This window comes from Streptomyces roseifaciens, from assembly GCF_001445655.1.
GTDB lineage: Bacteria > Actinomycetota > Actinomycetes > Streptomycetales > Streptomycetaceae > Streptomyces > Streptomyces aureoversilis.
In genome coordinates this window covers 3,618,910-3,642,602 of the sequence record NZ_LNBE01000004.1, presented here as the reverse complement: position 1 = coordinate 3,642,602, position 23,693 = coordinate 3,618,910, and the positions used below count along the sequence as shown (strand labels likewise).

The 23,693-nt window shown below is 72.7% G+C and carries 24 protein-coding genes and 3 tRNA genes; 20 read left to right on the top strand and 7 right to left on the bottom strand.

Annotation, left to right across the window (positions count from 1 at the left end; genetic code table 11):
• Positions 1 to 463: 463 nt before the first annotated feature.
• The 3 genes from AS857_RS33455 to AS857_RS33445 all read right to left on the bottom strand — a co-directional run bounded on the left by AS857_RS33455 (position 464) and on the right by AS857_RS33445 (position 4,085).
• Positions 464 to 1,123: a response regulator transcription factor gene (locus AS857_RS33455; RefSeq protein WP_079110894.1), complete on the bottom strand. Its 660-nt coding sequence runs from the start codon at positions 1,121 to 1,123 to the stop codon at positions 464 to 466.
• Positions 1,124 to 1,240: 117 nt separating this feature from the next.
• Positions 1,241 to 2,581 (bottom strand): sensor histidine kinase, encoded by a 1,341-nt coding sequence (locus AS857_RS33450; protein ID WP_058046859.1) that lies wholly within the window; start codon positions 2,579 to 2,581, stop codon positions 1,241 to 1,243.
• Between the two features lie 220 nt (positions 2,582 to 2,801).
• Positions 2,802 to 4,085 (bottom strand): sensor histidine kinase, encoded by a 1,284-nt coding sequence (locus AS857_RS33445; RefSeq protein ID WP_079110788.1) that lies wholly within the window; start codon positions 4,083 to 4,085, stop codon positions 2,802 to 2,804.
• A gap of 138 nt (positions 4,086 to 4,223) precedes the next feature.
• Here AS857_RS33445 and AS857_RS33440 point away from each other — a divergent pair, with 138 nt between their 5' ends.
• From AS857_RS33440 to AS857_RS33385, 12 genes are all read left to right on the top strand, one after another.
• Positions 4,224 to 4,649, top strand: coding sequence for an NADH-quinone oxidoreductase subunit A (locus AS857_RS33440; RefSeq protein ID WP_058046858.1), 426 nt, complete (start codon positions 4,224 to 4,226; stop codon positions 4,647 to 4,649).
• Positions 4,640 to 5,248 (top strand): NADH-quinone oxidoreductase subunit B, encoded by a 609-nt coding sequence (locus tag AS857_RS33435; protein WP_476718236.1) that lies wholly within the window; start codon positions 4,640 to 4,642, stop codon positions 5,246 to 5,248. Before AS857_RS33440 ends, AS857_RS33435 begins: the two co-directional genes overlap by 10 nt.
• Complete coding sequence (locus tag AS857_RS33430) at positions 5,245 to 7,122, top strand: NADH-quinone oxidoreductase subunit C (protein WP_063804392.1); 1,878 nt, start codon at positions 5,245 to 5,247, stop codon at positions 7,120 to 7,122. Before AS857_RS33435 ends, AS857_RS33430 begins: the two co-directional genes overlap by 4 nt.
• A complete protein-coding gene (gene nuoH / locus AS857_RS33425) occupies positions 7,119 to 8,084 on the top strand; it encodes an NADH-quinone oxidoreductase subunit NuoH (RefSeq protein ID WP_058046856.1) in 966 nt (321 codons plus the stop codon). Before AS857_RS33430 ends, nuoH begins: the two co-directional genes overlap by 4 nt.
• Positions 8,085 to 8,137: 53 nt before the next feature.
• Positions 8,138 to 8,677 carry a NuoI/complex I 23 kDa subunit family protein gene (locus tag AS857_RS33420; RefSeq protein WP_058047230.1) on the top strand — a complete coding sequence of 180 codons (540 nt, stop codon included), beginning with the start codon at positions 8,138 to 8,140 and terminating at the stop codon, positions 8,675 to 8,677.
• Entirely contained in the window at positions 8,674 to 9,249 is a 576-nt protein-coding gene (locus AS857_RS33415) for an NADH-quinone oxidoreductase subunit J family protein (RefSeq protein WP_420823984.1), read from the top strand. Before AS857_RS33420 ends, AS857_RS33415 begins: the two co-directional genes overlap by 4 nt.
• Complete coding sequence (gene nuoK, locus AS857_RS33410) at positions 9,249 to 9,620, top strand: NADH-quinone oxidoreductase subunit NuoK (RefSeq protein ID WP_058046855.1); 372 nt, start codon at positions 9,249 to 9,251, stop codon at positions 9,618 to 9,620. The genes AS857_RS33415 and nuoK overlap by 1 nt, the downstream gene beginning before the upstream one ends.
• Positions 9,617 to 11,608: an NADH-quinone oxidoreductase subunit 5 family protein gene (locus AS857_RS33405; protein ID WP_058046854.1), complete on the top strand. Its 1,992-nt coding sequence runs from the start codon at positions 9,617 to 9,619 to the stop codon at positions 11,606 to 11,608. The genes nuoK and AS857_RS33405 overlap by 4 nt, the downstream gene beginning before the upstream one ends.
• 17 nt (positions 11,609 to 11,625) lie before the next feature.
• Entirely contained in the window at positions 11,626 to 13,200 is a 1,575-nt protein-coding gene (locus tag AS857_RS33400) for a complex I subunit 4 family protein (RefSeq protein ID WP_058046853.1), read from the top strand.
• Positions 13,200 to 14,729, top strand: a complete 1,530-nt coding sequence (locus tag AS857_RS33395) for an NADH-quinone oxidoreductase subunit N (protein WP_058046852.1) — start codon at positions 13,200 to 13,202, stop codon at positions 14,727 to 14,729. The genes AS857_RS33400 and AS857_RS33395 overlap by 1 nt, the downstream gene beginning before the upstream one ends.
• A 172-nt stretch (positions 14,730 to 14,901) precedes the next feature.
• A complete protein-coding gene (gene htpX / locus AS857_RS33390; RefSeq protein WP_058046851.1) occupies positions 14,902 to 15,759 on the top strand; it encodes a zinc metalloprotease HtpX in 858 nt (285 codons plus the stop codon).
• A 144-nt stretch (positions 15,760 to 15,903) separates the two neighbouring features.
• Positions 15,904 to 16,299 (top strand): YccF domain-containing protein, encoded by a 396-nt coding sequence (locus tag AS857_RS33385; RefSeq protein ID WP_058046850.1) that lies wholly within the window; start codon positions 15,904 to 15,906, stop codon positions 16,297 to 16,299.
• A gap of 29 nt (positions 16,300 to 16,328) precedes the next feature.
• Here the strand turns inward: AS857_RS33385 and AS857_RS33380 are convergent, their stop codons facing one another.
• Together AS857_RS33380 and AS857_RS33375 are read right to left on the bottom strand one after the other, a co-directional pair.
• Positions 16,329 to 16,922 (bottom strand): nuclear transport factor 2 family protein, encoded by a 594-nt coding sequence (locus AS857_RS33380; RefSeq protein WP_079110787.1) that lies wholly within the window; start codon positions 16,920 to 16,922, stop codon positions 16,329 to 16,331.
• A 171-nt stretch (positions 16,923 to 17,093) separates the two neighbouring features.
• A complete protein-coding gene (locus AS857_RS33375) occupies positions 17,094 to 17,582 on the bottom strand; it encodes a YajQ family cyclic di-GMP-binding protein (protein ID WP_058046849.1) in 489 nt (162 codons plus the stop codon).
• A gap of 212 nt (positions 17,583 to 17,794) precedes the next feature.
• Here AS857_RS33375 and AS857_RS33370 point away from each other — a divergent pair.
• Positions 17,795 to 17,876, top strand: a tRNA-Tyr gene (locus tag AS857_RS33370).
• A 104-nt stretch (positions 17,877 to 17,980) separates the two neighbouring features.
• On the opposite strand, the gene AS857_RS33365 is transcribed toward AS857_RS33370, so the two are convergent.
• Entirely contained in the window at positions 17,981 to 18,643 is a 663-nt protein-coding gene (locus AS857_RS33365; RefSeq protein WP_058046848.1) for an NAD(P)H-binding protein, read from the bottom strand.
• 66 nt (positions 18,644 to 18,709) lie between these two features.
• Positions 18,710 to 19,984, bottom strand: a complete 1,275-nt coding sequence (locus AS857_RS33360; RefSeq protein ID WP_058046847.1) for an amidohydrolase family protein — start codon at positions 19,982 to 19,984, stop codon at positions 18,710 to 18,712.
• A 194-nt stretch (positions 19,985 to 20,178) separates the two neighbouring features.
• On the opposite strand from AS857_RS33360, the gene AS857_RS33355 reads away from it, so the two are divergent.
• The 7 genes from AS857_RS33355 (at position 20,179) to AS857_RS33325 (ending at position 23,689) form a co-directional block, all read left to right on the top strand.
• Positions 20,179 to 20,251: transfer RNA gene (locus tag AS857_RS33355), tRNA-Thr, on the top strand.
• A gap of 49 nt (positions 20,252 to 20,300) precedes the next feature.
• Positions 20,301 to 20,373, top strand: a tRNA-Met gene (locus AS857_RS33350).
• Between the two features lie 85 nt (positions 20,374 to 20,458).
• Positions 20,459 to 20,623: a 50S ribosomal protein L33 gene (rpmG, locus tag AS857_RS33345; RefSeq protein WP_006604855.1), complete on the top strand. Its 165-nt coding sequence runs from the start codon at positions 20,459 to 20,461 to the stop codon at positions 20,621 to 20,623.
• Positions 20,624 to 20,713: 90 nt separating this feature from the next.
• Positions 20,714 to 21,166 (top strand): MaoC family dehydratase N-terminal domain-containing protein, encoded by a 453-nt coding sequence (locus AS857_RS33340; RefSeq protein WP_058046846.1) that lies wholly within the window; start codon positions 20,714 to 20,716, stop codon positions 21,164 to 21,166.
• Positions 21,166 to 21,597 carry a MaoC family dehydratase gene (locus AS857_RS33335; RefSeq protein WP_058046845.1) on the top strand — a complete coding sequence of 144 codons (432 nt, stop codon included), beginning with the start codon at positions 21,166 to 21,168 and terminating at the stop codon, positions 21,595 to 21,597. The genes AS857_RS33340 and AS857_RS33335 overlap by 1 nt, the downstream gene beginning before the upstream one ends.
• 75 nt (positions 21,598 to 21,672) lie before the next feature.
• On the top strand, positions 21,673 to 22,206 hold the full coding sequence (locus AS857_RS33330; protein WP_063278447.1) for a TetR/AcrR family transcriptional regulator: 534 nt from the start codon (positions 21,673 to 21,675) through the stop codon (positions 22,204 to 22,206).
• A 73-nt stretch (positions 22,207 to 22,279) separates the two neighbouring features.
• Entirely contained in the window at positions 22,280 to 23,689 is a 1,410-nt protein-coding gene (locus AS857_RS33325) for a DHA2 family efflux MFS transporter permease subunit (protein ID WP_058046844.1), read from the top strand.
• The last annotated feature ends 4 nt before the right edge of the window (positions 23,690 to 23,693 follow it).

Below are 23,693 nucleotides of genomic sequence, written 5' to 3'. Positions count from 1 at the left end.
ACCCTGTCCAGCCGGCGCACCTCCTTGGAGGAGGCGGCCCCTTCGGCGGGGTCGCGCTGCGCGGTGAGGGGCGACGGCGCCTGTCCCGCGCTCGGCGGGGCGGCTGCCCCGCCCGGCTGCTCGGCTGGTTCGGCCTGTTCGGCCGGGCTGCTGACCTGGCTGGTCACTGCTTCGGACCTCCCTCTGGCGGCGGCGCGCACACGGTGGTGCCCGACCGGCGTTCCCACGGGCCATCGTACGTGGGTAAGGGCTGCCTACCTGGGATGGATCACAAGAGGAAGCGGGGCATACGGCTTCCGCTTGTCCGGGTATGGGGCGGTTTCGGCGTCCCCTGAACGCCGCGCGCCCCACGCCCGCCCTCTAGGTCTTTGGTGCTAGGTCCTCGCGTCCTCGGTGCCGGGTCCTCGCGCGGCCGCCCCCTCTCACCAGGGCGGCTGTCCATAGCTGACGGAGTATCAGAGGATCAGGAGCGGAGGTAGGTCAGCACGGCCAGCACCCGCCGGTGATCCCCGTCACTAGGGGAAAGCCCAAGCTTCAGGAAGATGTTGCTGACGTGCTTCTCGACGGCTCCGTCGCTCACCACCAACTGCTTGGCGACGGCCGAATTCGTACGCCCCTCCGCCATCAGGCCGAGCACCTCCCGCTCGCGCGGTGTGAGCCCCGCGAGCACGTCCTGCTTCCGGCTGCGGCCCAGCAGCTGGGCGACGACCTCGGGGTCCAGCGCGGTGCCGCCGCGCGCCACCCGCACCACCGCGTCCACGAACTCGCGGACCTCGGCCACCCGGTCCTTGAGCAGGTAGCCCACGCCCGTGCTGCTGCCCGCCAGCAGCTCCGTCGCGTACTGCTCCTCCACGTACTGCGACAGGACCAGCACACCCAGGCCCGGGTGCTCCTTGCGCAGCTGCACCGCGGCGCGCACGCCTTCGTCCGTATGGGTGGGCGGCATGCGTACGTCCGCCACGACCACGTCCGGCAGGGCGCCCTCGTCGGCGAGCTCCCGGATGGCCTTGATCAGCGCCTCGCCGTCGCCGACGCCCGCCACGACGTCGTGGCCCCGGTCGGTCAGCAGCCGGGTCAGACCCTCCCGGAGGAGCACCGAATCCTCGGCGATGACGACTCGCACCCTGTCCTCCACGACCTGTGGTCCCCCCGCGCCGGCAGCATGTGACGCGCTAAGCATGTCACGCAGGGAGCAGGCCCCGCCGCTGTACGACGGGGCCCGGGCGCGGGTGGGACGGGGTCAGCCGCGCCAGGGCAGCTCCGCGGTGACCGTCGTCGGCCCGCCCTCCGGCGAGTCGACCACCAGCAGGCCGTCCACCGAGCCCAGCCGCTCCGCGAGCCCGGCCAGCCCGCTGCCCCCGGCCGTGGACGCCCCGCCGCGGCCGTCGTCCCACACCTGGAGCATCAAGCGGCTCCCCGAGCGCCACACGTCCACGCGGGCGCTGCGGGCCCCGCTGTGCTTGCTGATGTTCTGCAGGAGCTCGGAGACCGTGAAGTACGCGATGCCCTCGATGGCCGGCGCGGGCCGGTCCGGCAGGTCCGCCTCGGCCTGCACCGGCACCGTGCAGCGGGCCGCCAGCGCGGACAGGGCCGGGCCGAGGCCCCGGTCGGTGAGGATCGCCGGGTGGATGCCGCGGGCCAGGTCGCGCAGCTCCTGCAGGGCGAGCTTCACCTCGCCGTGCGCGTCGTCGACCATCCGGGCGGCCGCCTCCGGGTCCTCCTCCAGCTTCTCCTTGGCCAGGCCCAGGTCCATGGCCAGGGCAACGAGGCGGGCCTGGGCGCCGTCGTGCAGGTCGCGCTCGATGCGGCGCAGGTCGGCGGCGGCGGTGTCCACGACCACGCCGCGGTCCTCCTCCAGCTCCCACACCCGCTCCGCGAGCCGCGAGGGGCCGAGCAGGCCGCTCACCAGCAGCCGGTCGACGGAGGCGAGGCCGCGGATCACCCACGGGGTGGCCAGCACCACGAGCAGGCCGGCGAGGCAGGTCACGCCGATCTCGAAGGGGTTGTCGACGAAGAGGCCCGCGTCGTGCTCGGAGTCGCCGCCGAACTGCATGCCGGGCTGGCCCCACCACTTCGGGTACATCCACCAGTACGCCGGATAGAGGAACAGCATCCAGCCGACCGACCACATCACGACCGAGACGGTGAACGCCCCGATCGCCCACGGCAGGTGCAGCACCGCGTAGAGCACGTGCCGCCAGGACACGCCGCTCTTGAGGAGCGCCCCGACCCACGGCATGAGCCCGCGGCGGCCGTTCCGCGGCCGCACCGGCTCGGGCTCGCTGATCTCCAGCTTCAGCAGGGCCCGGGCGCGGGCCCGCTCGACGGCGCCCAGCGCCCGTACGCCGACCAGCGCGGCGGCCAGCACGGGCACGCCCACGAAGGTGATCAGCAGGCCCATGCCCGCCGCCGTCATCGTCACCGCGTACGAGAAGGTGAGGACCGCCATCGGCAGGCTGAGCAGGAGGTAGAGGAACTCGCGCCAGGTGCGGCCCTCCAGGGGCGCGCGCAGTACGGCGGGCACCCGGTGGGGGGCCCGGCGTGCCTCCGCCCGGCCGTAGTCCCTGTAGTCCATGGCCATGTCGTCGTCCGATCTCCCGGGTCGCGGTGGTTGCTCCGTACCTCAAGGCTCGCGGAGGACGGGGCTCCGGACCATGGAGCGAGTAGGTGTTCCGGGGGTGGGGCTGTCCCTACCCCCGGCCTGCGGGAAGAGGGCGCCGGTCTGTGGAGACAGGGCGCCGGCCTGTGGGAACAGGGCGCAGGCCTGCGGTAAGGGGGCGCAGGCCCGGAGGAGCGGGCTCTCAGCCCGCCGTGCGCTCGCGCCACGGCAGCTCCGCCGTGACGACGGTCGGGCCGCCGGGCGGCGAGTCCACCTCGAACAGGCCGTCGACCGAGCCCAGCCGCTCCGCGAGCCCGGCCAGCCCGGTGCCCGAGTCCGTCGAGGCGCCGCCGCGGCCGTCGTCGCGCACCTGGATCAGCAGCCGCCGGTCCTTGCGCCACAGCTCGACCTCGGCCGTCCGCGCCCGGCTGTGCTTGCTGATGTTCTGCAGGAGCTCGGAGACCGTGAAGTACGCGATGCCCTCGATGGCCGGTGCGGGCCGCTCGGCCAGGTCGACGGAGACGGACACCGGCACCGTGCAGCGCGCCGCCACCGACGACAGGGCCGCGTCCAGGCCGCGGTCCGTGAGGACGGCCGGGTGGATGCCGCGGGCCAGGTCGCGCAGCTCCTGCAGGGCGAGCTTCACCTCGCCGTGCGCCTCGTCTACCATCCGCGCCGCCGCCTCCGGGTCCTCCAGCACCTTCTCCTTGGCCAGGCCCAGCCCCATCGCGAGTGCGACGAGGCGGGCCTGGGCGCCGTCGTGCAGGTCGCGCTCGATGCGGCGCAGGTCGGCGGCGGCGGTGTCGACGACCACGCCGCGGTCCTGCTCCAGCTCGGCGATCCGCCGCTCCAGCTCGCTGGAGGGGCTGAGCAGGCCGCGCACCATGGCGCGGTCCAGGTTCGTCATGCCGCGCGCGACGTGGCCGAGGAGCGGCCAGCCGACGAAGAGCAGGCACAGCGTGAGGACGAAGGTGAGGATGCCCCAGGGCAGCCGGATGAAGCCGTAGAGGGTGGTGCGCCAGGCGACCGGGTCCTTCAGCGTCGTCCACAGCCAGGGGAAGAAGCCCCGGCCCCGCTGCTGCCGGGAGAGCCGGCTCGGCTCCTCGATCCGCAGCCCCAGCAGCGCCCGCGCCCGCCGGCGCTCCAGCCGGCCGAGCGCCCGCGCGCCCATCAGGCCCACCGCGAGCAGGGGCAGGCCGATCACCGTGAGGGACGTCAGGACGCCCGCGTAGAGCCACAGGGACACGTAGACGAAGCCGGTGAGCGCCTCCGGCAGGTTGAGCAGCAGGTGCGCGACCTCCTTCCACGTCCGGGCGTCGAAGGCGAAGCGGGCGGGAGGAAGCCGGTCACCGCCGTCGGCCTCGTCCCTGGAAGCGGTGCTTCCGGTGATATGTGATGTTTGTGATGTGTGCGATGTATGCGATGTGCTCGACGCGTTGTTCGACGTGCTGTTCGGCGTACTTCTCGCGGCACTGCTGGCGGTCATAAGCCCAAGCCTGCACGGCCTCCGGGGCCCACCGCCATGGGGGCCGTGGGTGGGGAAGGGTGGGGATAACCCCACCAGGGCCTAGACTCCCGTGCGTACAGAACGTCGAACACGCAGGACAGGGAGCGAGGGGCGGACGTGCCGGAGGCGACCGTGCGCAGTACTGCCGATGCCCATGCCGCTGTCCCGCTGGCTGCGGACTACTTCCAGAGCTATTCCGTGGTGGGGCTGCTCGCGGTCGTCGGGGTGCTCTTCGTGGCCGTGGCCTTCGGGGCCGGGCGGCTGCTGCGGCCCGTCGTGCCGACGCCCGAGAAGCTGCTGACGTACGAGTGCGGCGTCGACCCCGTCGGCGAGGGCTGGGCCCACACCCAGATCCGCTACTACGTCTACGCCTTCCTGTACGTGATCTTCGCGGTGGACTCGATCTTCCTGTTCCCCTGGGCGACGGTCTTCGCCGCGCCGGGCTTCGGCGGAGCCACGCTCGTGGAGATGTTCATCTTCCTCGGCTTCCTCGCCGTGGGCTTGTTGTACGCATGGAAGAAGGGCGTCCTGGAGTGGACGTGACACCGGTGGACCTTCCCGAGCCCCGTCGTCTCGGCCCGCTGGCCAGGCTGGCCCCGGAGCCGATGAAGGTCGTCCTGAACTGGGGACGCCGCTACAGCCTGTGGGTCTTCAACTTCGGGCTCGCCTGCTGCGCGATCGAGTTCATCGCCGCGTCCATGGCGCGGCACGACTTCATCCGGCTCGGCGTGATCCCCTTCGCGCCCGGCCCGCGCCAGGCCGACCTGATGATCGTCTCCGGCACGGTGACGGACAAGATGGCGCCCGCCGTCAAGCGGCTCTACGAGCAGATGCCCGAGCCCAAGTACGTGATCTCCTTCGGCGCCTGCTCGAACTGCGGCGGCCCCTACTGGGACTCGTACTCGGTCACCAAGGGCGTCGACCAGATCATCCCCGTCGACGTCTACGTGCCCGGCTGCCCGCCGCGGCCGGAAGCGCTGCTGCAGGGCATCCTGAAGCTGCAGGAGAAGATCGCGCGGGAGTCGCTCGGCGAGCGGTACGGCTCCGCCGGGGGTACGGGGGCGTCCGCCGCCGCCCTGCGCAGCGGGCTGGTGACGCCGCCGCCGGCGCCGGCGGCCACGCCGGAGGAGACGGACCGATGACCGAGCCGACGCCCGAGTCCGTGCCGGAGGCCGCTTCCGAGCCCGCTCCCGCTCCCGAGCCCGTTGCCGACCTTGCCGTCGGCTGGCTGCCGGCCGGAGTGATCTCGCTCTTCGGCGAAGGCGCGACGGCCGAGGAGACCTACGACCTGCTCACGGTCGACGTCCCGGCCGAGCGGTGGATCACCGCCCTCGAAACGGCCCGGGACCGGCTGGGCTGCACCTTCTTCGACTGGCTGAGCGCCGTGGACGAGCCCGGTACGGGCTTCCGCGTCTGCGCGCACCTGGCCGCGCTGCCGGGTGCCCTCCCGGGCGGGGGCGAGGGCATGCGCCGCCTGCTCCTGCGCACCACCGTGCCGCACGAGGCGCCTGCGCTGGCCACTGCTGTCGGCGTCTATGCGGGCGCGGCGTGGCACGAGCGCGAGACCCACGAGATGTTCGGCATCGACTTCCCGGGCCACCCGCACCTCGTCCCGCTCCTCCTCCCGGACGCCTTCGAGGGCCACCCGCTGCGCAAGGACTTCGTCCTGGCGGCGCGGGTGGTCAAGGCCTGGCCGGGCGCCAAGGAGCCGGGGGAGGCGGCGGAAGGCGGCCCCAAGCGGCGCCAGATGCTTCCCCCGGGCGTCCCCGACCCCAACGAATGGGGCCCCCTCAAGGGCCAGCTCCCCCCGGCCCCCGCCCGCCCGGCCCGCGCCGCGCGCGCCGCAGGCGACCGCCCGGTCCGCCGCGCCCGCACGGCGTCGGAGGGCTCGGCGAGCCAGCCGGAGGCCGCGGCCGCGGCCGCGCCGCGCCGTACCCGCACGGCGTCGGAGGGCTCGGCCAGCCAGCCGGAAGCTGCGGCCGCGCCGCGCCGCGCCCGCAGTGCGGCAGACGGTTCGGCCAGCCAGACGGAGGCCCCCGCCCGCGGCGCCGCAGACGGCTCCGCAAACCGGCAGGGCGCGGAGCCCGCCCCGCGGCGTACCCGCAGCGCGGCGGACGGCTCGGCGAGCCAGGCGGAGCCCGCAGCTCCGCGGCGCGCGCGCAGTGCGTCCGACGGCTCGGCGAGCCAGACGGAGGCGGGACGCCCCGCCGAGACGGGGGAGAAGCCGCGCCCCCGCTCCTCCGACGCCCCCTGGCACCACGCCCGCCCGGCCTTCGAGGAACCCCCGAAGCCCAGCCCCGACCAGCCCCCGACAACCCCGGAACCGCCGTCACCCAAAACCCCCGAGGCGGAACCGAGCACTGCCGACGAGGCGCCCTCCGGCGCAGCCGAGCAGCCCCCGTCCGGCGAGGTCCCGGTCACCCCGGAGCCCGAGGCCGAGCCGAGCGCTCCTGCCCGCCGCGACGGCGCCGAGCCGGAGCACCGGGATCCGGCGGTGCCGAGCAGTCCCGCCGACGAGGCGCCCTCCGGCGCAGCCGAGCAGCCCCCGTCCGGCGAGGTCCCGGTCACCCCGGAGCCCGAGGCCGAGCCGAGCGCTCCTGCCCGCCGCGACGGCGCCGAGCCCGAGCACCGGGATCCGGCGGTGCCGAGTAGCCCCGCCGACGAGGCGCCCTCCGGCGCAGCCGAGAAGCCCTCGTCCGACGGTGCCCCGGTCACCCCGGAGCCCGAGGCCGAGCCGAGCGCTCCTGCCTGCCGCGACGGCGCCGAGCCGGAGCACCGGGATCCGGCGGTGCCGAGCAGCCCCGCCGACGAGGCGTCCCCCGGCGCAGCCGGGGAGACCTCTGCTCCCGGTGGCGGGCCGCGTCCCCCCTCCCGCCGCGACGGCGTCCAGCCCGAGCGTCGGAGCCCGGCGGTGCCGAGCTCACCCGCCGACGAGGAAGCCCCCGGCGCAGCCGGAGGCGCCGGTGGCGGCGAGCCCAAGAACGACACGAACCCCGCCGGAGGCGACCCCGCATGAGCGACACACTCGACGTCGTCCTGCGCCTCCTCGCCGTCTTCGTCGCCTTCCTCGTGCTGCCCCTGGTCGTCGGCCAGACCGAGCACAAGGTGATGGCGCACATGCAGGGCCGCCTCGGCCCGATGTACGCCGGCGGTTTCCACGGCTGGGCCCAGCTCGTCGCGGACGGCGTGAAGTTCGCGCAGAAGGAAGACATCGTCCCCGCGGGCGCGGACCGGCGGATCTTCCAGCTGGCGCCGGCGGTCGCCCTCCTCCCGTACCTCCTGGTCCTGCTGGCGATCCCGGTCGGGCCGGGCAACGCCGTGGGCCAGGCCGTGGACGCGGGCATCTTCTTCGTCCTGGCCGTGATGGGCGTCGGAGTCCTCGGCTCGCTGATGGCGGGCTGGGCGTCCGCGAACAAGTTCTCGCTGCTGGGCGGCCTGCGCACCGCGGGCCAGCTGATGGCGTACGAGCTGCCGATGCTGCTGGCCGCGGCGAGCGTGGCCATGGCGGCGGGCACGGTCTCGCTGTCCGGGATCGTGGACGCGTTCCAGTGGTGGTGGGTGCCGTGGCAGATCGTCGGCGCGGTGGTCTTCTTCGTGGCGGGCCTGGCCGAGCTGCAGCGCCCGCCGTTCGACATGCCGGTGGCCGACTCCGAGATCATCTTCGGCGCGTACACCGAGTACACGGGCCTGCGCTTCGCACTGTTCCTGCTGTCCGAGTACGCGGGCATCGTCGTCCTGTGCGGTCTGACCACGGTCCTGTTCCTCGGCGGCTGGCACGGCCCGTTCGGTGGCGACGGCATGGGCTGGGTGTGGACGCTGCTCAAGGCGGCCGTCCTGGCCTTCGTCGTGATCTGGCTGCGGGTGACCTATCCGCGCCTGCGCGAGGACCAGCTGCAGAAGCTGGCCTGGACCGTCCTCATCCCCCTCGCCCTGGCGCAGATCGCGCTGACGGGCGTCGTCAAGGTGGTGACCCAGTAGTGGGCCTTCCCGGTTCCGGCCTCGCCAAGGGCCTGGCCGTCACGCTCCGCACGATGACGCGCCGCGCGCACACCGCGCAGTACCCGGACGTGCAGCCCGAGCTCCCGCCGCGCACCCGCGGCGTGATCGGGCTGTTCGAGGAGAACTGCACGGTCTGCATGCTGTGCGCCCGGGAGTGCCCGGACTGGTGCATCTACATCGACTCCCACAAGGAGACGGTGCCCCCGGCCGCCCCGGGCGGCCGCGAGCGCAGCCGCAACGTCCTCGACCGCTTCGCGATCGACTTCTCGCTGTGCATGTACTGCGGCATCTGCATCGAGGTGTGTCCCTTCGACGCACTGTTCTGGTCGCCGGAGTTCGAGTACGCCGAGACCGACATCCAGGACCTCGTCCACGAGCGCGACAAGCTCCGCGAGTGGATGTGGACCGTGCCGGAGCCGCCCGCGCTGGATCCGGCGGCCGAGGAGCCGAAGGAGGTCGCGGCGGCCCGCAAGACGGCGGAGAAGCTGGCCGCGCAGGCGGAGCAGGAGAAGCAGGCGGAACTGGAGCAGCAGGAGAAGCAGGAGAAGCAGGAGAAGGAGGGAGACGCATGACCGGCGCAATGACGTTCGCCGCGAGTACGGACGCGCACGGCTTCCTCTCCCCGACCGGCGTCGAGATCGTCTTCCTCCTCGTCGGCCTCGTCACCCTCGGCGCGGCCGTCGTGACCGTCACCACCAAGCAGCTCGTGCACGCCGCCCTGTGGCTGGTCGTCGCCCTCGGCGGGCTGGCCGTGGAGTACCTGCTGCTGACGGCGGAGTTCATCGCCTGGGTACAGGTCCTGATCTACGTCGGCTCGGTGGTCGTCCTCCTCCTCTTCGGCCTGATGCTCACCAAGGCGCCGATCGGCCGCTCCCCGGACGCCGACTCCGGCAACCGCTGGGTCGCCCTCGGGGTCGCCGTGGCCGCGGCCGCCGCCCTCGTGTGGGTGGTCGCCGACGCCTTCCGCACGACCTGGATCGGCCTGGACGGCGACGCCCCCCAGGGCACGACGAAGGTCTCGGGCGAGATCCTCTTCCGGCACTGGGTGCTGCCCTTCGAGGCCCTGTCCGTCCTGCTGCTGGCCGCGCTCGTCGGCGCGGTGGTCCTCTCCCGCAGGAAGAGCCGGGAAGGGGCGCAGCGCTGATGCATCTCGTCTACCCGGCCGTCCTGGCCGCCCTCCTCTTCTGCACGGGCCTGTACGGCGTCCTCGCCCGGCGCAACGCGATCCTCGTCCTGATGTCCGTCGAGCTGATGCTCAACGCCGTCAACCTCAACCTGGTCGCGTTCGACGTGTGGCTGCGCGACGAGCTGCACGCCGGCCAGGCGCTGACCCTCTTCACCATTGCCATCGCCGCCGCGGAGATCGGCATCGGCCTGGCGATCGTGCTGCAGGTCCACCGCAACCGCGGCACCGCCGACGTCGACCGCCTGCGCGACCTGCGCGACGACGCCCCCGACACCGGACCCGACACCGATCGCGCAGACCGCGAGGAGAAGGCCGAGGCCGCCGCGTGAGCACCACGACCACCGCCGTTCTCGTCCCCCTGCTGCCCTTCCTCGGCGCCCTCGCGGGCCTGCTGACGGGCCGCCGCGCGCCCGGTTTCGTCCGCCCCCTGGCCGTCCTGCCGACCGCGGCCGCCGCGGTCCTGGCCGTCGTCGTCGCCTGGCGGCAGGGCGGTGGCGAGGCGCTCGACGCCGCCACCCGGCTCACCCCGACCGGCTCCGTGCCGATCGACCTCGCCCTGCACCTCGACGGCTTCGCCGTCCTCGTCGCGGTCCTGGTCGGCGTCGTCGCCACCTGCGTCCAGACCTACTCGACGGCCTACCTGCGCGACGACCCCCGCTACCCCTCCTACGCCGCCCTCGTCTCCCTGTTCACCGCGGCCATGCTGCTCGTCGTCTACTCCGGCGACCTCATGGTGCTGCTGGTCGGCTGGGAGATCATGGGCATCTGCTCGTACTTCCTGGTCGGGCACTACTGGGAGACGGAGGCCGCCCGCACGGCCTCCCTCAAGGCGTTCCTGGTCACCAAGCTCGGCGACGTCCCCTTCCTGATCGGCATCCTCGCGCTGGCCGCCGACGCCGGGACGTTCCGGATCAACGGCATCCTCACCGCCGTCGGCTCCGGGGACATCGACCACCCCACGCTGATCGCGCTGCTGCTCCTGGCCGGCGTCGCGGGCAAGTCCGCGCAGTTCCCGCTGCACACGTGGCTTCCCGACGCGATGGCCGGCCCCACGCCGGTCTCCGCGCTGATCCACGCCGCGACGATGGTCGCGGCCGGCGTCTACTTCGTCGCCCGGCTCCTCCCGCTCTTCACGGCCTCCGCGGCCGCGCTCGTCGTGCTCGCCGTGATGGCCGCGGTCACGATGGTCGGCTCGGCGCTCGCCGCCCTCGCCCAGGACGACATCAAGCGCGTCCTCGCCTACTCGACCGTGGGCCAGCTCGGCTACATGACCGGCGCCCTCGCCGTCGGCAACCGGGGCGCGGCCGTCTTCCACCTCGTCTCGCACGGCGCGTTCAAGGCGCTCCTGTTCCTCGGGGCGGGCGTGATCATCCACGCCGCCGGCACGAACTCGCTGGCCGCGATGGCCCGCATGGGCGGCCTCGCCAAACGCATCCCCGACGCGTACTGGACGATGACCGTCGCCCTCCTCGCGCTCGCCGCGATCCCCCCGTTCAGCGGCTTCTTCTCCAAGGAGGCCGTCCTCGGCGCGGCCGAGCACGCCGCCGAAGGCGACGCCGCGGGCATCCCGGGCGCGGCCGGCTGGCTCGTCCTCACCGCGGGGCTCCTCACGGCGCTCCTCACCGCCGCCTACGCGTGCCGCCTGTGGCTGATGGCCTTCCGCGGCAAGGGCCCCGAGGCCGCCGACCACGGCAGGCAGCCCGCCGCCATGAACACCGTCCTGTGGATCCTGTTCCTCCCCACCCTCGGGCTCGGCCTCGCCGCCGGGAAGCTCCCCGACTGGTTCGACGGCGGATCGCTCACCCCGACGCTCACCACCTCCGTCCTCTCCACCGGCTGCGCCCTCGCCGGCGCGATCGTGATGTACGCGGCCTGGCGCCGCACCGCCGCGCTCGCCGCCCGCACCCCCCTCGGTGCCGTCGCCGCCGACCCGGACGCGTCCCCCTACGTCTCCGAGGAGGAGACCATCGCCACCCACGAGGCCGCCTACGGCGACATCGCGGCGGCACCCGACCCGGCCGACCCCGGCCGGGCCCTCCTCGGCCCCCTGCACCGCCACGCCGCGTCCGGCTTCCACCTGGACGCCGTGTACTCGGCGCTGTTCGTCCGGCCCACGCGCGCGGCCGCCCGCCTCGCCCAGTTCCTCGACCGCGAGGTCGTCGACGCCTACGTCCGCGGAGCGGGCACGGCACCCCGCCTGCTCGGCGCGGCCGTCCGCCGCGCCCAGACCGGCAACGTGCAGACCTACCTCAGCGCCCTGCTCGCCGGCTCCGTCGTCCTGGCCGTCGCCGCCGTGCTCGTAGCCACCGGAGCCTGACCATGAGTCACACAGTCATGCAGTACCTCCTCGCTGCGATCGTCGTCCTCCCCCTCGTCGGCGCCGTCGCCTCCCTGCTGCCGGCCCCGCCCGGCCTCAAGGGCAGGAGCCCCGAGCAGGCCGTCCTGCGCCACGGCGTCACCGTCACCGGTGCCGTCCTCGCGCTGACCGTCGCCCTCGCCGCCGGCTTCGACCACGACAGCCCGGCCCGCATGCAGGCGACCACCGACATCAGCTGGATCCCGGCCCTGAACATCCGGATCCACCTGGGCGTGGACGGCGTCTCGCTCCCCCTCCTCGTCCTGACGGCGCTGCTGACCTTCCTCTGCGCGCTGTACAGCTACTTCAAAATGCCCGCGGGCCCGTCTCCCAAGGCATTCGTCGCGCTGCTCCTCGTCCTCGAGGCCGGCACCCTCGCGACCTTCGCCGTCCTCGACCTGATGCTGTTCTTCCTGGCCTTCGAGATGGTGCTCATCCCGATGTACTTCCTCATCGCCCGCTGGGGCGGCGAGGGCAGGGAGCGCGCCGCCTGGCGCTTCATCCTCTACACGCTGCTCGGCTCCGTCGTGATGCTGCTCGGCCTCCTCCTGGTCGGGATCAAGGGCGGCACGTTCGACATGGTGGCACTCGCCACTGACAACGGGGCCTCGCTCGGGCACACCACGCAGCTCATCGCCGTCCTCGCCATCGGCATCGGACTGGCCGTGAAGGCCCCCATGTGGCCCCTGCACAGCTGGCTGCCCGACGCCCACACCGCCGCCCCGACCGTCGGCTCGGTGCTGCTCGCGGGCGTGCTGCTGAAGATGGGCACGTACGGCTTTGTCCGCATCGTCCTGCCGATCGCCCCCGACGGCGCGCACACCTTCGCGCCGTACCTCGCCGCCTTCGCGACCGTCGGCATCATCTACGGCTCGCTGGTCTGCCTGGCGCTGGCCCGGTCGGGCGCGAAGGGCGACCTCAAGCGCCTCATCGCGTACTCCTCCGTCGGCCACATGGGCTTCGTCCTGCTCGGCATCGCCACGCTCACCCCCACGGGCGTGAACGGCGCGCTGTTCGCCAACATCGCCCACGGCCTCATCACCGGCCTCCTCTTCTTCCTGGTCGGCGCGGTCAAGGACCGCTACGGCACCAGCGACCTCGACGCCCTCTCCGGCCGCACCGGCGCCGCCCTCTACGGCAAGGCGCCCCGCCTCGGCGGGCTCCTCGCCTTCGGCGCGATCGCCTCCCTCGGCCTGCCCGGGCTCGCCGGCTTCTGGGGCGAGATGCTCGCGATGTTCGGCGCCTTCCGCCCGGCGGAGGGGCTCAGCCGCCCGGCGTTCCTGACGTTCATGGCCCTGGCCGGCCTCGGCACGCTCCTGACGGCCGCCTACATGCTCGTGGTCGTCCGCCGCGTGTGCATGGGCGGCGACGGCGGCAGCACCCGGCCGCAGACCGCCGGCACCGCGGAGGACGCACCCGCCGACGTGCGGTCCTACGAGTTCGCCGCCTGGACCCCCCTCGTCGCCCTCACCGTCCTCGCCGGACTCTGGCCCGCGGCCCTCCTCGGCCTCACCGACCCGGCCGTTCAGCAGCTCCTCCGAGGAGGCAACTGATGGGCTCCCTGATCCAGTCCGTCGACTGGCTCGCCATCGCACCGCCCACCGTCACCGCCGTGGTGGCGCTGGCCGTCCTGGTCGCCGACCTCTTCCTCCCCGAGGGCCGCAAGCCGCTCCTCGGCTGGTTCTCCGTCGCCGGACTGCTGCTCGCGGGAGTCTCCCTGCTGCCGCTCCTCGACGGCGACCGCTCCACGTTCTGCCTCACCGGCACCTCCGCCGGACGCCACGCCTGCAGCTACGCGGCCGACGACTTCACGCTCGTCATCCAGCTCCTGGTGCTCGGCGGCGCCCTCCTGACGGCCCTGCTGTCCATGAGCGCCGTCCGCGACGAGGAACTCCCCGAAGGGGAGTTCTGGTTCCTGCTGCTGTCCTCCGCCGCGGGCGCCGCCCTGCTGCCCGCCTCCCGGGACCTCGCGACCCTCGTCGTGGCCCTCGAAGTGGCCTCCCTGCCGGCCTTCGCCCTCGTCGGCCTGCGCCGCGGCGACCGCCGCTCCTCCGAGGCGGCCCTGAAGTTCTTCCTCTCCTCGGTCACCGCGACCGCCGTCACCCTCCTGGGCGTCAGCTTCGTCTACGCGGCCACCGGCACCCTGCACCTCACCGAGATCGCGGCCCGGCTCGGCGACGTCGACCCCCGCTTCGACACCCTCGTGCAGACCGGCGTCGCCCTCACCCTCGTCGGCTTCGCCTTCAAGACCGCGGCCGTCCCCTTCCACTTCTGGGTGCCCGACACCTACGTGGGCGCGCCGCTGCCCGTCGCCGCCTACCTGTCGGTCATCGGCAAGGCCGTCGGCTTCACCGGCCTCATCCTCGTCGCCGTCGTCGCCTTCCCCGCGTACTCCGGTGTCTGGGGCCCGGCCCTCGCCGTGCTCGCCGCCGTCACCATGACCGCCGGCAACGTCGCCGCGCTGCGCCAGCGCCCGGAGCGCGCCCACAGTGCCGTCCGCCTCCTGGCCTGGTCCTCCGTGGGCCAGGCGGGCTACCTGCTCGTGCCCATCGCCGCCGCCGGCTACGCCGACGACCCCGCGCACGCCATCGGCTCCACCGTCGCGTACGCCCTGATGTACGCCGCCGTGAACCTCGGTGCCTTCGCCGTCGCCGCCCTGGTGGCCCGTACGAGCCCGCAGAACCGGATCACGGACTACCGGGGCCTCTACGCCCGCCGCCCGCTCGCGGCGCTCGCCCTGGGCTTCTTCCTGCTCTGCCTGGCTGGCCTGCCGCCGGGCGTCATCGGCCTCTTCGCCAAGGTCACGGTCTTCACCGTGGCCGTCGACGCGGGCCTGGGCTGGCTGGCGGTCGTCATGGCCCTCAACGTCGTGATCGCCCTGTACTACTACCTGCAGTGGACGGCGGTGCTCTTCCGCCCGGCGGAGGCCGCGGAGGGCGCAGAGGTGGCGGCAGGGGAGCCGGCGCACGTCCGCATCCCCATGCCGCTCGCAGCCGCCATCGCCCTCACCGCCGTGGCCGGCATCGCCCTGTCGGGCGCCCCGCAGCTCGTCCTGCGCTTCGCCTCGGGGGCGCTCCTCTAGGACCCCGGGCGCGGCCGTCACCCGTACGGAGCGGCGCCGCCCGCGTGCACAAGGGAACCAGGGGCCTTCGCCTGGCGTTGACCGGTCAGGAAGGTTCCACTGGAGATTCCACCGCGAGTGGAAGCACGACAGCGCGAAGGGTTCCCCTGCCGCACCACTTGGAGGGCGTACCGTGCACCGCCGGCACAACGGGCTCAGGACCGCAGTCCTTCTCGGGGGGCTGTCCGCACTCATCATCGTCATCGGCAGCCTCTTCGGGCGTACGGGCCTGATCGTCGCCGTCCTGGTGGCACTCGGCACCAACGCCTACGCCTACTGGAACAGCGACAAGCTGGCCCTGCGGGCCATGCGCGCCCGCCCCGTCAGCGAATTCGAGGCGCCGCAGCTCTACCGCATGGTCCGCGAGCTCTCCACGGCCGCCCGCCAGCCCATGCCCCGGCTGTACATCTCGCCGACCGAGGCCCCCAACGCCTTCGCGACCGGCCGCAATCCCCGCAACGCGGCCGTCTGCTGCACGGACGGCATCCTCCGCCTGCTCGACGAGCGCGAGCTGCGCGGCGTCATCGGCCACGAGCTCAGCCACGTCTACAACCGCGACATCCTCATCTCCTCGATCGCGGGCGCGCTCGCCTCGGTGGTGATGTTCCTGGTGAACTTTGCCTGGCTGATCCCGTTCGGCAGATCGGACGACGACGAGGGCCCCGGCATCGTCGGCATGATCATGATCATGCTGCTGGGCCCGATCGCGGCATCCGTCATCCAGCTCGCCGTCAGCCGCTCCCGCGAGTACGAGGCCGACGCCTCCGGCGCCCGCCTCACCGGCGACCCCCTCGCCCTGGCCTCGGCCCTCCGCAAGCTCGAAGCGGGCACGCAGCGGCTGCCCCTGCCGCCCGAGCCCCGCATCGAGACGGCCAGCCACATGATGATCGCGAACCCGTTCCGCGCGGGCGGCGGCATGACCAAGCTGTTCTCCACCCACCCGCCGATGGGGGAGCGCATCGCCCGCCTGGAGCAGATGGCGGGCCGCTGACGGCCCGTCCCGGACGGCGCATACCGGGCCCGGTCGATCGACGGCCGTCACCTTGGGTTGCCGATCCGCCGGGGGTGGCAACCGTCGGTAGCCGCTGCTGCGTCCCAGTCGCTGGAGAGCAGTGCGAGTGGGAGGCTGAGATTCATGAAGTTCATCCTGAACATCATCTGGTTGGTGCTCTGCGGTTTCTGGATGGCGATCGGGTACGTCGTCGCAGGTCTCATCTGCTGCATCCTGATCGTCACGATCCCCTTCGGCATCGCGTCCTTCCGCATCGCCAACTACGCTCTGTGGCCGTTCGGCCGGACGACCGTCGAGCGCCGGGACGCGGGTGCGGGGTCGCTCCTGGGCAACGTCATCTGGATCGTCTTCGCCGGCTGGTGGCTGGCGCTGGGGCACATCGTCACGGGCATCGCCCTGTGCATCACCATCATCGGGATCCCGCTGGGCATCGCGAACTTCAAGCTGATCCCGGTCTCGCTGATGCCCCTGGGCCGCGAGATCGTCCCGACGGACCAGGCGTTCGCCGGCCGCTGGTGAGGAAGCCACCGGCTTCCGCCGGGGCCGCCTCACAGCGACTGCAGGGTCTCCTCGGCCTTCGGGGTCAGGACGAGGGGGCCCTGTCCGTTCACCCACACCGCGCGGATGTCCAGGTGCCGGAAGCGCCACCCCTCGGGGGTGCGCACGGCCTCGCCGGTGAAGGTGCCGCCCACAGTGAAGTGGTCCCCGGGGCCGGTGCCGCGGACCTCGTGGGTGGAGGCCAAGTGCACATGCGTCATCAGGGCGTTCCAGCGCACCGTGGCGCGGTCGCCGTCGAGGTCGATCATGTAGTTGACGCCCATGTGCTGCGTGCGCTCGAACTTCGCCAGGGTGGCCTGCTCGGACTCGGCCAGCCCCTCGATGCCCTCGTGCGCCCCGATGGGCGAGACGATCCGCACGTCCGGGGTGAACAGGCTCCGGGCCCAGGCGTCGTCGAACCGGCCGCCGCCGGCGGGCACGGTGTCGAGGCTGAGCAGGTAGCGGTCGATGAGCCCGGTGACGTCGGCGCGGTCGGCGAGGACGCCGACGCGGGCCTGAAGGGCGGCGAATTCCCGGGCGCTGACCGTCTCCGGGGTGCCGACCGTCTCCGGGGCGCTGACGGTTTCCTGCGTGCTGACGGTCATGGCGCTGTGCTCCGTGGGTCGGTGACGGGCCCGCTCCCCGGTGGAGCGGCCGTTCACCCAAAATCTAGAAGCTCGACATAACTTGAGGTCAAGGCCGGGAACGCCGAAGGCGCGCCGGAGGGGAATCCCTCCGGCGCGCCCCGGATGTGACTGCTGCCGACTACCGCCGTGTTACCGGTAGTTGACGAACTGGATCGCGAAGTCCAGGTCCTTGCCCTTGAGGAGGGCCTGGACGGCCTGGAGGTCGTCGCGGCTCTTGGAGCTGACGCGCAGCTCGTCGCCCTGGACCTGCGCCTTGACGCCCTTCGGGCCCTCGTCGCGGATGATCTTGGCGACCTTCTTCGCGTTCTCCTGCGAGATCCCCTCCTCGATCGAGGCGAAGATCTTGTACTCCTTGCCGGAGGCCTGCGGCTCGCCCGCGTCGAGCGACTTCAGCGAGATCCCGCGCTTGACCAGCTTGGTCTCGAAGATGTCGAGGACGGCCTTGACCCGCTCCTCGGCATTGGCGCGCATCTCGATCTTGTCGCCGGACCATGCGATCGAGGCGCCGACGCCCTTGAAGTCGTAACGCTGGGAGATCTCCTTGGCGGCCTGGTTGAGGGCGTTGTCGACCTCCTGCCGCTCGACCTTCGAGACGATGTCGAAACTGGAGTCGGCCATATTGAGTTGGCTCCTCGTACGTAGATCCATCGGGGGGTGCGGCTCGGTGCTCCGCCGGCCGGGGGCCGGTGGAGGAGCGCCCCGTCAGCCTAGCCACCCCGGGCCCGTTCGCACGGGCGATGAACCGAGTGGCGGACCACCCCAGGTCATCGGGTATGGTTTACGTCGTTGCCCCGGAGCGAATCGAAAGAGAGCCCGAGGTGACAACCCATGGCGGTGTGCCCGAGTGGCCAATGGGAGCGGACTGTAAATCCGTCGGCTTAGCCTACCCAGGTTCGAATCCTGGCGCCGCCACGGAACGGAGCCCCTGACCTGAAAAGGTCAGGGGCTTCTTTCGTTTCCGGGCCGCCTTTCAGCCGCCCGCTCCGGCTTTCGGCGGCGCCCGCCCCGGCCGGCCTTCAGCCGCTCGCCGCCGCCTTCACCGCCTCCGCCACCGGCGTGTCGCCGCCGATCAGCTCCAGCGTCCGCCCCGCCGTGCCCGGCTCGTCCAGCAGCGCCGCGAGGACCGCCGCGACGTCGTCCCGGGTCACCTCGCCCCGGCCCGTGGACTCCCCGAGCGTCACCAGCCCCGTACCGGCGTCGTCCGTGAGGCGCCCGGGCCGCAGGATCGTCCAGTCCAGGCCCGCCCTGGCCCGTACGTCCGCGTCCGCCGCGCCCTTCGCGCTCAGGTACGCGGCGAAGACCGGATCGGTGCCCTCCGGGGGTTCGCGGTCGGCGCCCATGGAGGAGACCACGAGGAAGCGGCGGACCCCCGCCGCCTCGGCCGCGTCCGCGAAGAGGGCGGCCGCCGCGCGGTCCACGGAGTCCTTGCGGGCGATGCCGCTGCCCGGCCCCGCGCCGGCCGCGAAGACGGCGGCGTCGGCGGACTCCAGGTGCTTCACCAGATCGCCCACGGAGGCCGACTCCAGGTCGCACACGACCGGTTCGGCACCGGCCGCCAGGAGGGCGCCGGCCTGCTCGGGCCTGCGGATGATGCCCGCGATCTCGTCCCCGCGCGCGTGGAGCAGCCGCTCCAGCCGCAGCGCGATCTGACCATGTCCACCAGCGATGACAATGCGCATGATCCGACCGTACGCCGATCACCGGAATCCGACAGAGGGCCTCGCCGGACCCGCCCCGGCCCCGCGTCAGGACGGCTCTCCGCCGCCGCGCGAGGACTGCCGGGGCAGCTCCAGGGCCGCGGCGGCCGACCCGTCGCAGTACTCCCGCACGGCGCTCGTACGGGCCACCACGCGGCCCTTGTGCACCACGAGGCGGCTGTAGGCCATCGAGAGCACGCCCTCGATGCGCTCGCCGCGGACGGCCAGCAGCTCGGCCGGGAAGCCCGCCTCCACCCGCACCCGCGGCAGCCCCATGGCCGCCCGCGCCCACCCGCTGACCGCCTCGTACGCCTCCTCGGGCCGCAGTTCGCCGTGCGAGGCCAGCAGGAACGCGGCCTCCAGGGGATCGCCGCGCCCGACCGGATTGGCCGCGTCGCGCAGGGCGCCGCTGCCGGCCGCCACCCGCACCCCCGCCGCCCGCAGGAGCCGCACCGGGGCACAGCGCGAGACGCGGGCGCCGCGCTGCTCCAGCGTCCCGCAGTCGCCCTGCGGCAGGCAGACGACGGTGACCCCGGCGGCGGCGAGCTGCCCGGCCGCCCGGACGGCCAGGTCGCGGGGGAGCCGGGCGAGGCCGCCGCAGGGGCCGAGGGTGACGCCGGGGCGCAGGCCGCCGGCCATGGCGGCCAGCCGGGCGAGCCGGGCCGGGTCGGAGCCGTCGGTGTGCAGGTCGACCGGGCAGCCGTACTCGGCGGCGAGGTCGAGGGCGGTCTCGGCGAAGCCGGTGGGGTCGGGGTCGAGGTCGGGGCAGCCGCCCACGGCGGCGCCCATCTTCACGGCGTCCCGCAGCAGGGCCAGCCCGTCGGCCCCGGCGGCCCCGGTCAGCAGCCGGGGCACGGCGACGGCGGTGAGGTCGGTCAGCCCGCGCAGCGTCCGCCGGGCCTGCAGGACGGCCTCCAGCGAGCGCAGCCCCTGCACGTCGCCGATCCGCACGTGGCAGCGCAGGGCGGTGGCCCCGTGCCCGAGCTGGAGCAGCGCGGCCTCGGTGGCGCGGCGCTGGACGTCCTCGGCGGCGTACGAGACGGGGCCGTCGGCCTCGGCGGTGAGTGCGGTGGCGCCGTGCCCGTGCGGCTCGGCGGGCGCGGGCAGCAGCAGATAGCCGCTGAGGTCCACGCGGGGGCCGGGCGCCAGGCTGCCGGCGGTGCCCACGGCCTCGATGTGCCCGCCGCTCAGCCGCACGTCCACGGTGCGGCCGTCGGCGAGCCGGGCGCCGCAGAGGACGAGGGCGCCGTCGCCGGGCACGGCGGCGGGCGGGGTGGCGTCGCCGCCGGGGTTCGCCGGGGGCTGCGGCTGGCTGTCGGGCATCGCGCTCCTCCGGGTGCCGGGGCGTGCATGATCACGCAGCAGGTCCGAGCGTAGGGCGCGTCAGGAACGGCTTCGAGCAAGCGACGAATAGTCGTACTGGTGTGGTGCGGGAAGGCTTCCGTGGCACCGTCGCCGGCCCCGCCCGGATACGGATTTCACCTTCGGCGGCCAACCGTGTAATGTCTTCCTCGCTCGCCCCAATAGCTCAGTCGGCAGAGCGTCTCCATGGTAAGGAGAAGGTCAACGGTTCGATTCCGTTTTGGGGCTCTGGTGTGAGAGGTTCCCCGCCTTCGGGCGGGGATCCCTCCCACATCAAAGCGGTGTAGCTCAGTCGGTAGAGCAAGCGGCTCATAATCGCTGTGTCACCGGTTCAAGTCCGGTCACCGCTACACGTAGTAGCCGATTGTGGGGTCGGTCCTCCGGTCGGCTACTCTTGTCTGCGTTAATCCGTCCATTCCGTCAAGGAGCACTCACGTGGCTGCCACCGACGTCCGCCCGAAGATCACGCTGGCCTGCGTGGAGTGCAAGGAGCGGAACTACATCACCAAGAAGAACCGGCGTAACGACCCGGACCGTCTTGAGATGAAGAAGCACTGCCCCCGTTGCAACTCGCACACTGCGCACCGCGAGACGCGATAACAACAGGCTCGTTCATGAGGCCGTCCCCATTCCTTGGGGGCGGCCTCGTGGCGTATCCGCCACCGTAACCACCCAGGAGGTGCCGAGCCCATGGCGCTCGACCAGTCCTTCGTAGGGCGGACCTATCCGGCCACCGAACCGTACGAGGTCGGCCGGGAGAAGATCCGCGAATTCGCCGAGGCCATCGGCGACACCAATCCGGTGTACACCGACCCCGAGGCCGCCAAGGCGCTGGGGCACCCGGATGTGATCGCCCCGCCGACTTTCGTCTTCTCCGTCACATACCGGGCCGCCGGCGCGGTCGTGAACGACCCGCAGCTGGGCCTGGACTACTCGCGCGTCGTGCACGGCGACCAGAAGTTCGCCTACGCCCGCCCCGTGCGGGCCGGTGACCGCCTCTCGGTCGTCTCCACGATCGAGTCGATCAAGTCCCTGGCGGGCAACGACGTCCTGTCGGTCCGCGGCGACGTCCGGGACGAGCACGGCGAGCACGTGGTGACCGCGCACACGACGCTGGTGGCCCGCGCCGCCGAGGAGGCGTGATGGCTGCCCGTATCTCCTACGACGAGGTCGAGATCGGCACCGAGCTGCCGGCCCGCTCCTTCCCGGTGACGCGCGCGGACCTGGTCCGCTACGCGGGTGCCTCGGGCGACTTCAACCCGATCCACTGGAACGAGAAGTTCGCCAAGGAGGTGGGTCTGCCGGACGTGATCGCGCACGGCATGTTCACCATGGCCGAGGCGGGCCGCGTCGTCACCGACTGGGTGGGCGACCCGGGCGCCGTCGCCGAGTACGGCGTGCGCTTCACCCGCCCGGTCGTCGTGCCGAACGACGACAAGGGCGCGGTGATCGAGGTCACGGCCAAGGTCGCGGCCAAGGACGACGAGCACCGGACGGTCCGGGTGGACCTGGTGGTCAAGAGCGAGGGCCAGAAGGTCCTGGGGATGTCGCGAGCGGTCGTACGACTCGCCTGACGACGGGGGCGCCGCGCACGACAGCGGCGCCCTCCTCTTTGACATACAAAGTAAGTGACCACTAACTTACGGCTCATGGTCAGGATGAGCGCGGATGAGCGCCGCGAGAGTGTGATCCGCGCCGCAATCACGGAATTCGCGCGCGCCGGCTACAAGGGCACGTCCACGGAGGCGATCGCGCGCCGCGTGGGCGTCTCGCAGCCGTATCTGTTCCGGCTCTTCCCCACCAAGGAAGCGATCTTCCTGGCGGCGGCCCACCGCTGCCTGGAGGAGACCCGGCAGGTCTTCGCGAAGGCCGTCGAGGGCGCGCCGCCCCGCGGGGCGATGCAGGCCATGGCCGCCGCCTACGACCACCTCATCGCCGAGGACCCCGAGAAGCTGCGGATGCAGATGCAGATCTACGTCGCGGTGGCCTCGGCCGAGGCGGCGGGGGACCACGAGTTCGGGAGCACGATCCGGGCGGCGTGGCTGGAGCTGTGGGACGGGGCGCACCTGGCGCTCGGCGGGGACGCGAAGGAAACCACGCGATTCCTGGCCAAGGGGATGCTGATCAACACGCTGATGTCCCTGGGCTTCCCGCCGGACCACCGGGTGTGGAGCGGTTTCTAGGAACGCGGGAGACCCGCGTCTCCGTATGTCCATCAAAGTTAGTGACTGATTACTAAGTAATGCAGGGGGAAGCATGCAGCCCAAAGCAATCTGGGCCCTGATCATCACCGGCGTCGCCGGCTTCATGGCGGCCCTGGACAACCTGGTCGTCACCACCGCCCTCCCGTCGATCCGCAAGGACCTCGGCGGGGCGCTGGAGGACCTCGAATGGACCGTCAACGCCTACACGCTGACCTTCGCGGTCCTGCTCATGTTCGGCGCGGCCCTGGGCGACCGCTTCGGCCGCCGCAAGCTCTTCGTCATCGGCCTGGCGATCTTCACGGCCGCCTCCGCCGCGGCCGCCCTCGCGCCCGGCATCGAGGCCCTGATCGCCGCCCGGGCCGTCCAGGGCGTGGGCGCCGCCATCACCATGCCGCTGACGCTCACCCTGCTCACCGCGGCCGTCCCCGCCGACCGCCGGGGCCTGGCGTACGGCATCAAAGGGGCCGTGGACGGCCTGGCCGTCGCCGGCGGCCCGCTCATCGGCGGCACGCTCACCGAGCACGTCTCCTGGCAGTGGATCTTCTGGCTCAACGTCCCGCTGGGCCTGGCCCTCATCCCGCTGGCCCGCCTCCGCCTGGACGAGTCGCGCGCCGAGAACGCACGCCTGGACCTCCCCGGCACGCTCCTCGTCAGCGGCGGCCTCTTCGGCGTCGTCTACGGGCTGGTCAACGCCAACGCGCACGGCTGGACGAGCCCCCGAGTCCTGACCGCCCTCATCGCGGGCGGCGTCCTCATAGGAGGCTTCATCCACCACGGCCTCCGCGCGAAGCGGCCCATGCTGCCCATGCGCCTCTTCAAGAACCGCGCCTTCGCAGGCGTGAACGCCGCGAGCGTCTTCATGTTCCTGGGCATGTTCGGCTCGATCTTCCTGCTCAGCCAGTTCCTCCAGAACGTCCTCGGCTACTCGCCCACCGAGGCCGGGCTGCGCATGCTCCCCTGGACCGGAATGCCCATGATCGCGGCGCCGCTCTCCGGCTACCTCGCCGACCGCATCGGCAGCCGCCCCGTCGTCGTCACCGCCCTGACCCTCCAGGCCCTCGGCCTCGCCCACTTCGCCCTGGTCATGAGCCCGGATGTCTCCTACGCGGCCCAGCTCCCCGGACTGATCGTCAGCGGCATCGGCATGGGCCTGTTCTTCGCCCCCGCCGCGAAGCTCGTCATGTCCGGCGTCCGCCCGGCGGAGCAGGGCATGGCCTCCGGTGCGAACAACGCTCTGCGGGAGGTGGGCGGGGCGCTGGGCATCGCCGTCCTCGCCTCGCTGTTCTCCGCCCAGGGCGGCTACGGGACGCCGCAGCGCTTCCTGGACGGCCTCGTCCCCGCCCTCTGGGCGGGCGCGGCCGCGGTGGCGCTCGGGGCGCTGGCGGCGACCCTGATCCCGCCGCGGCGTGACACGCCCCGGGCGGCCGCCGCACGTGCCGCCAGCCCGGCGGGCGCGCCCTGACAGA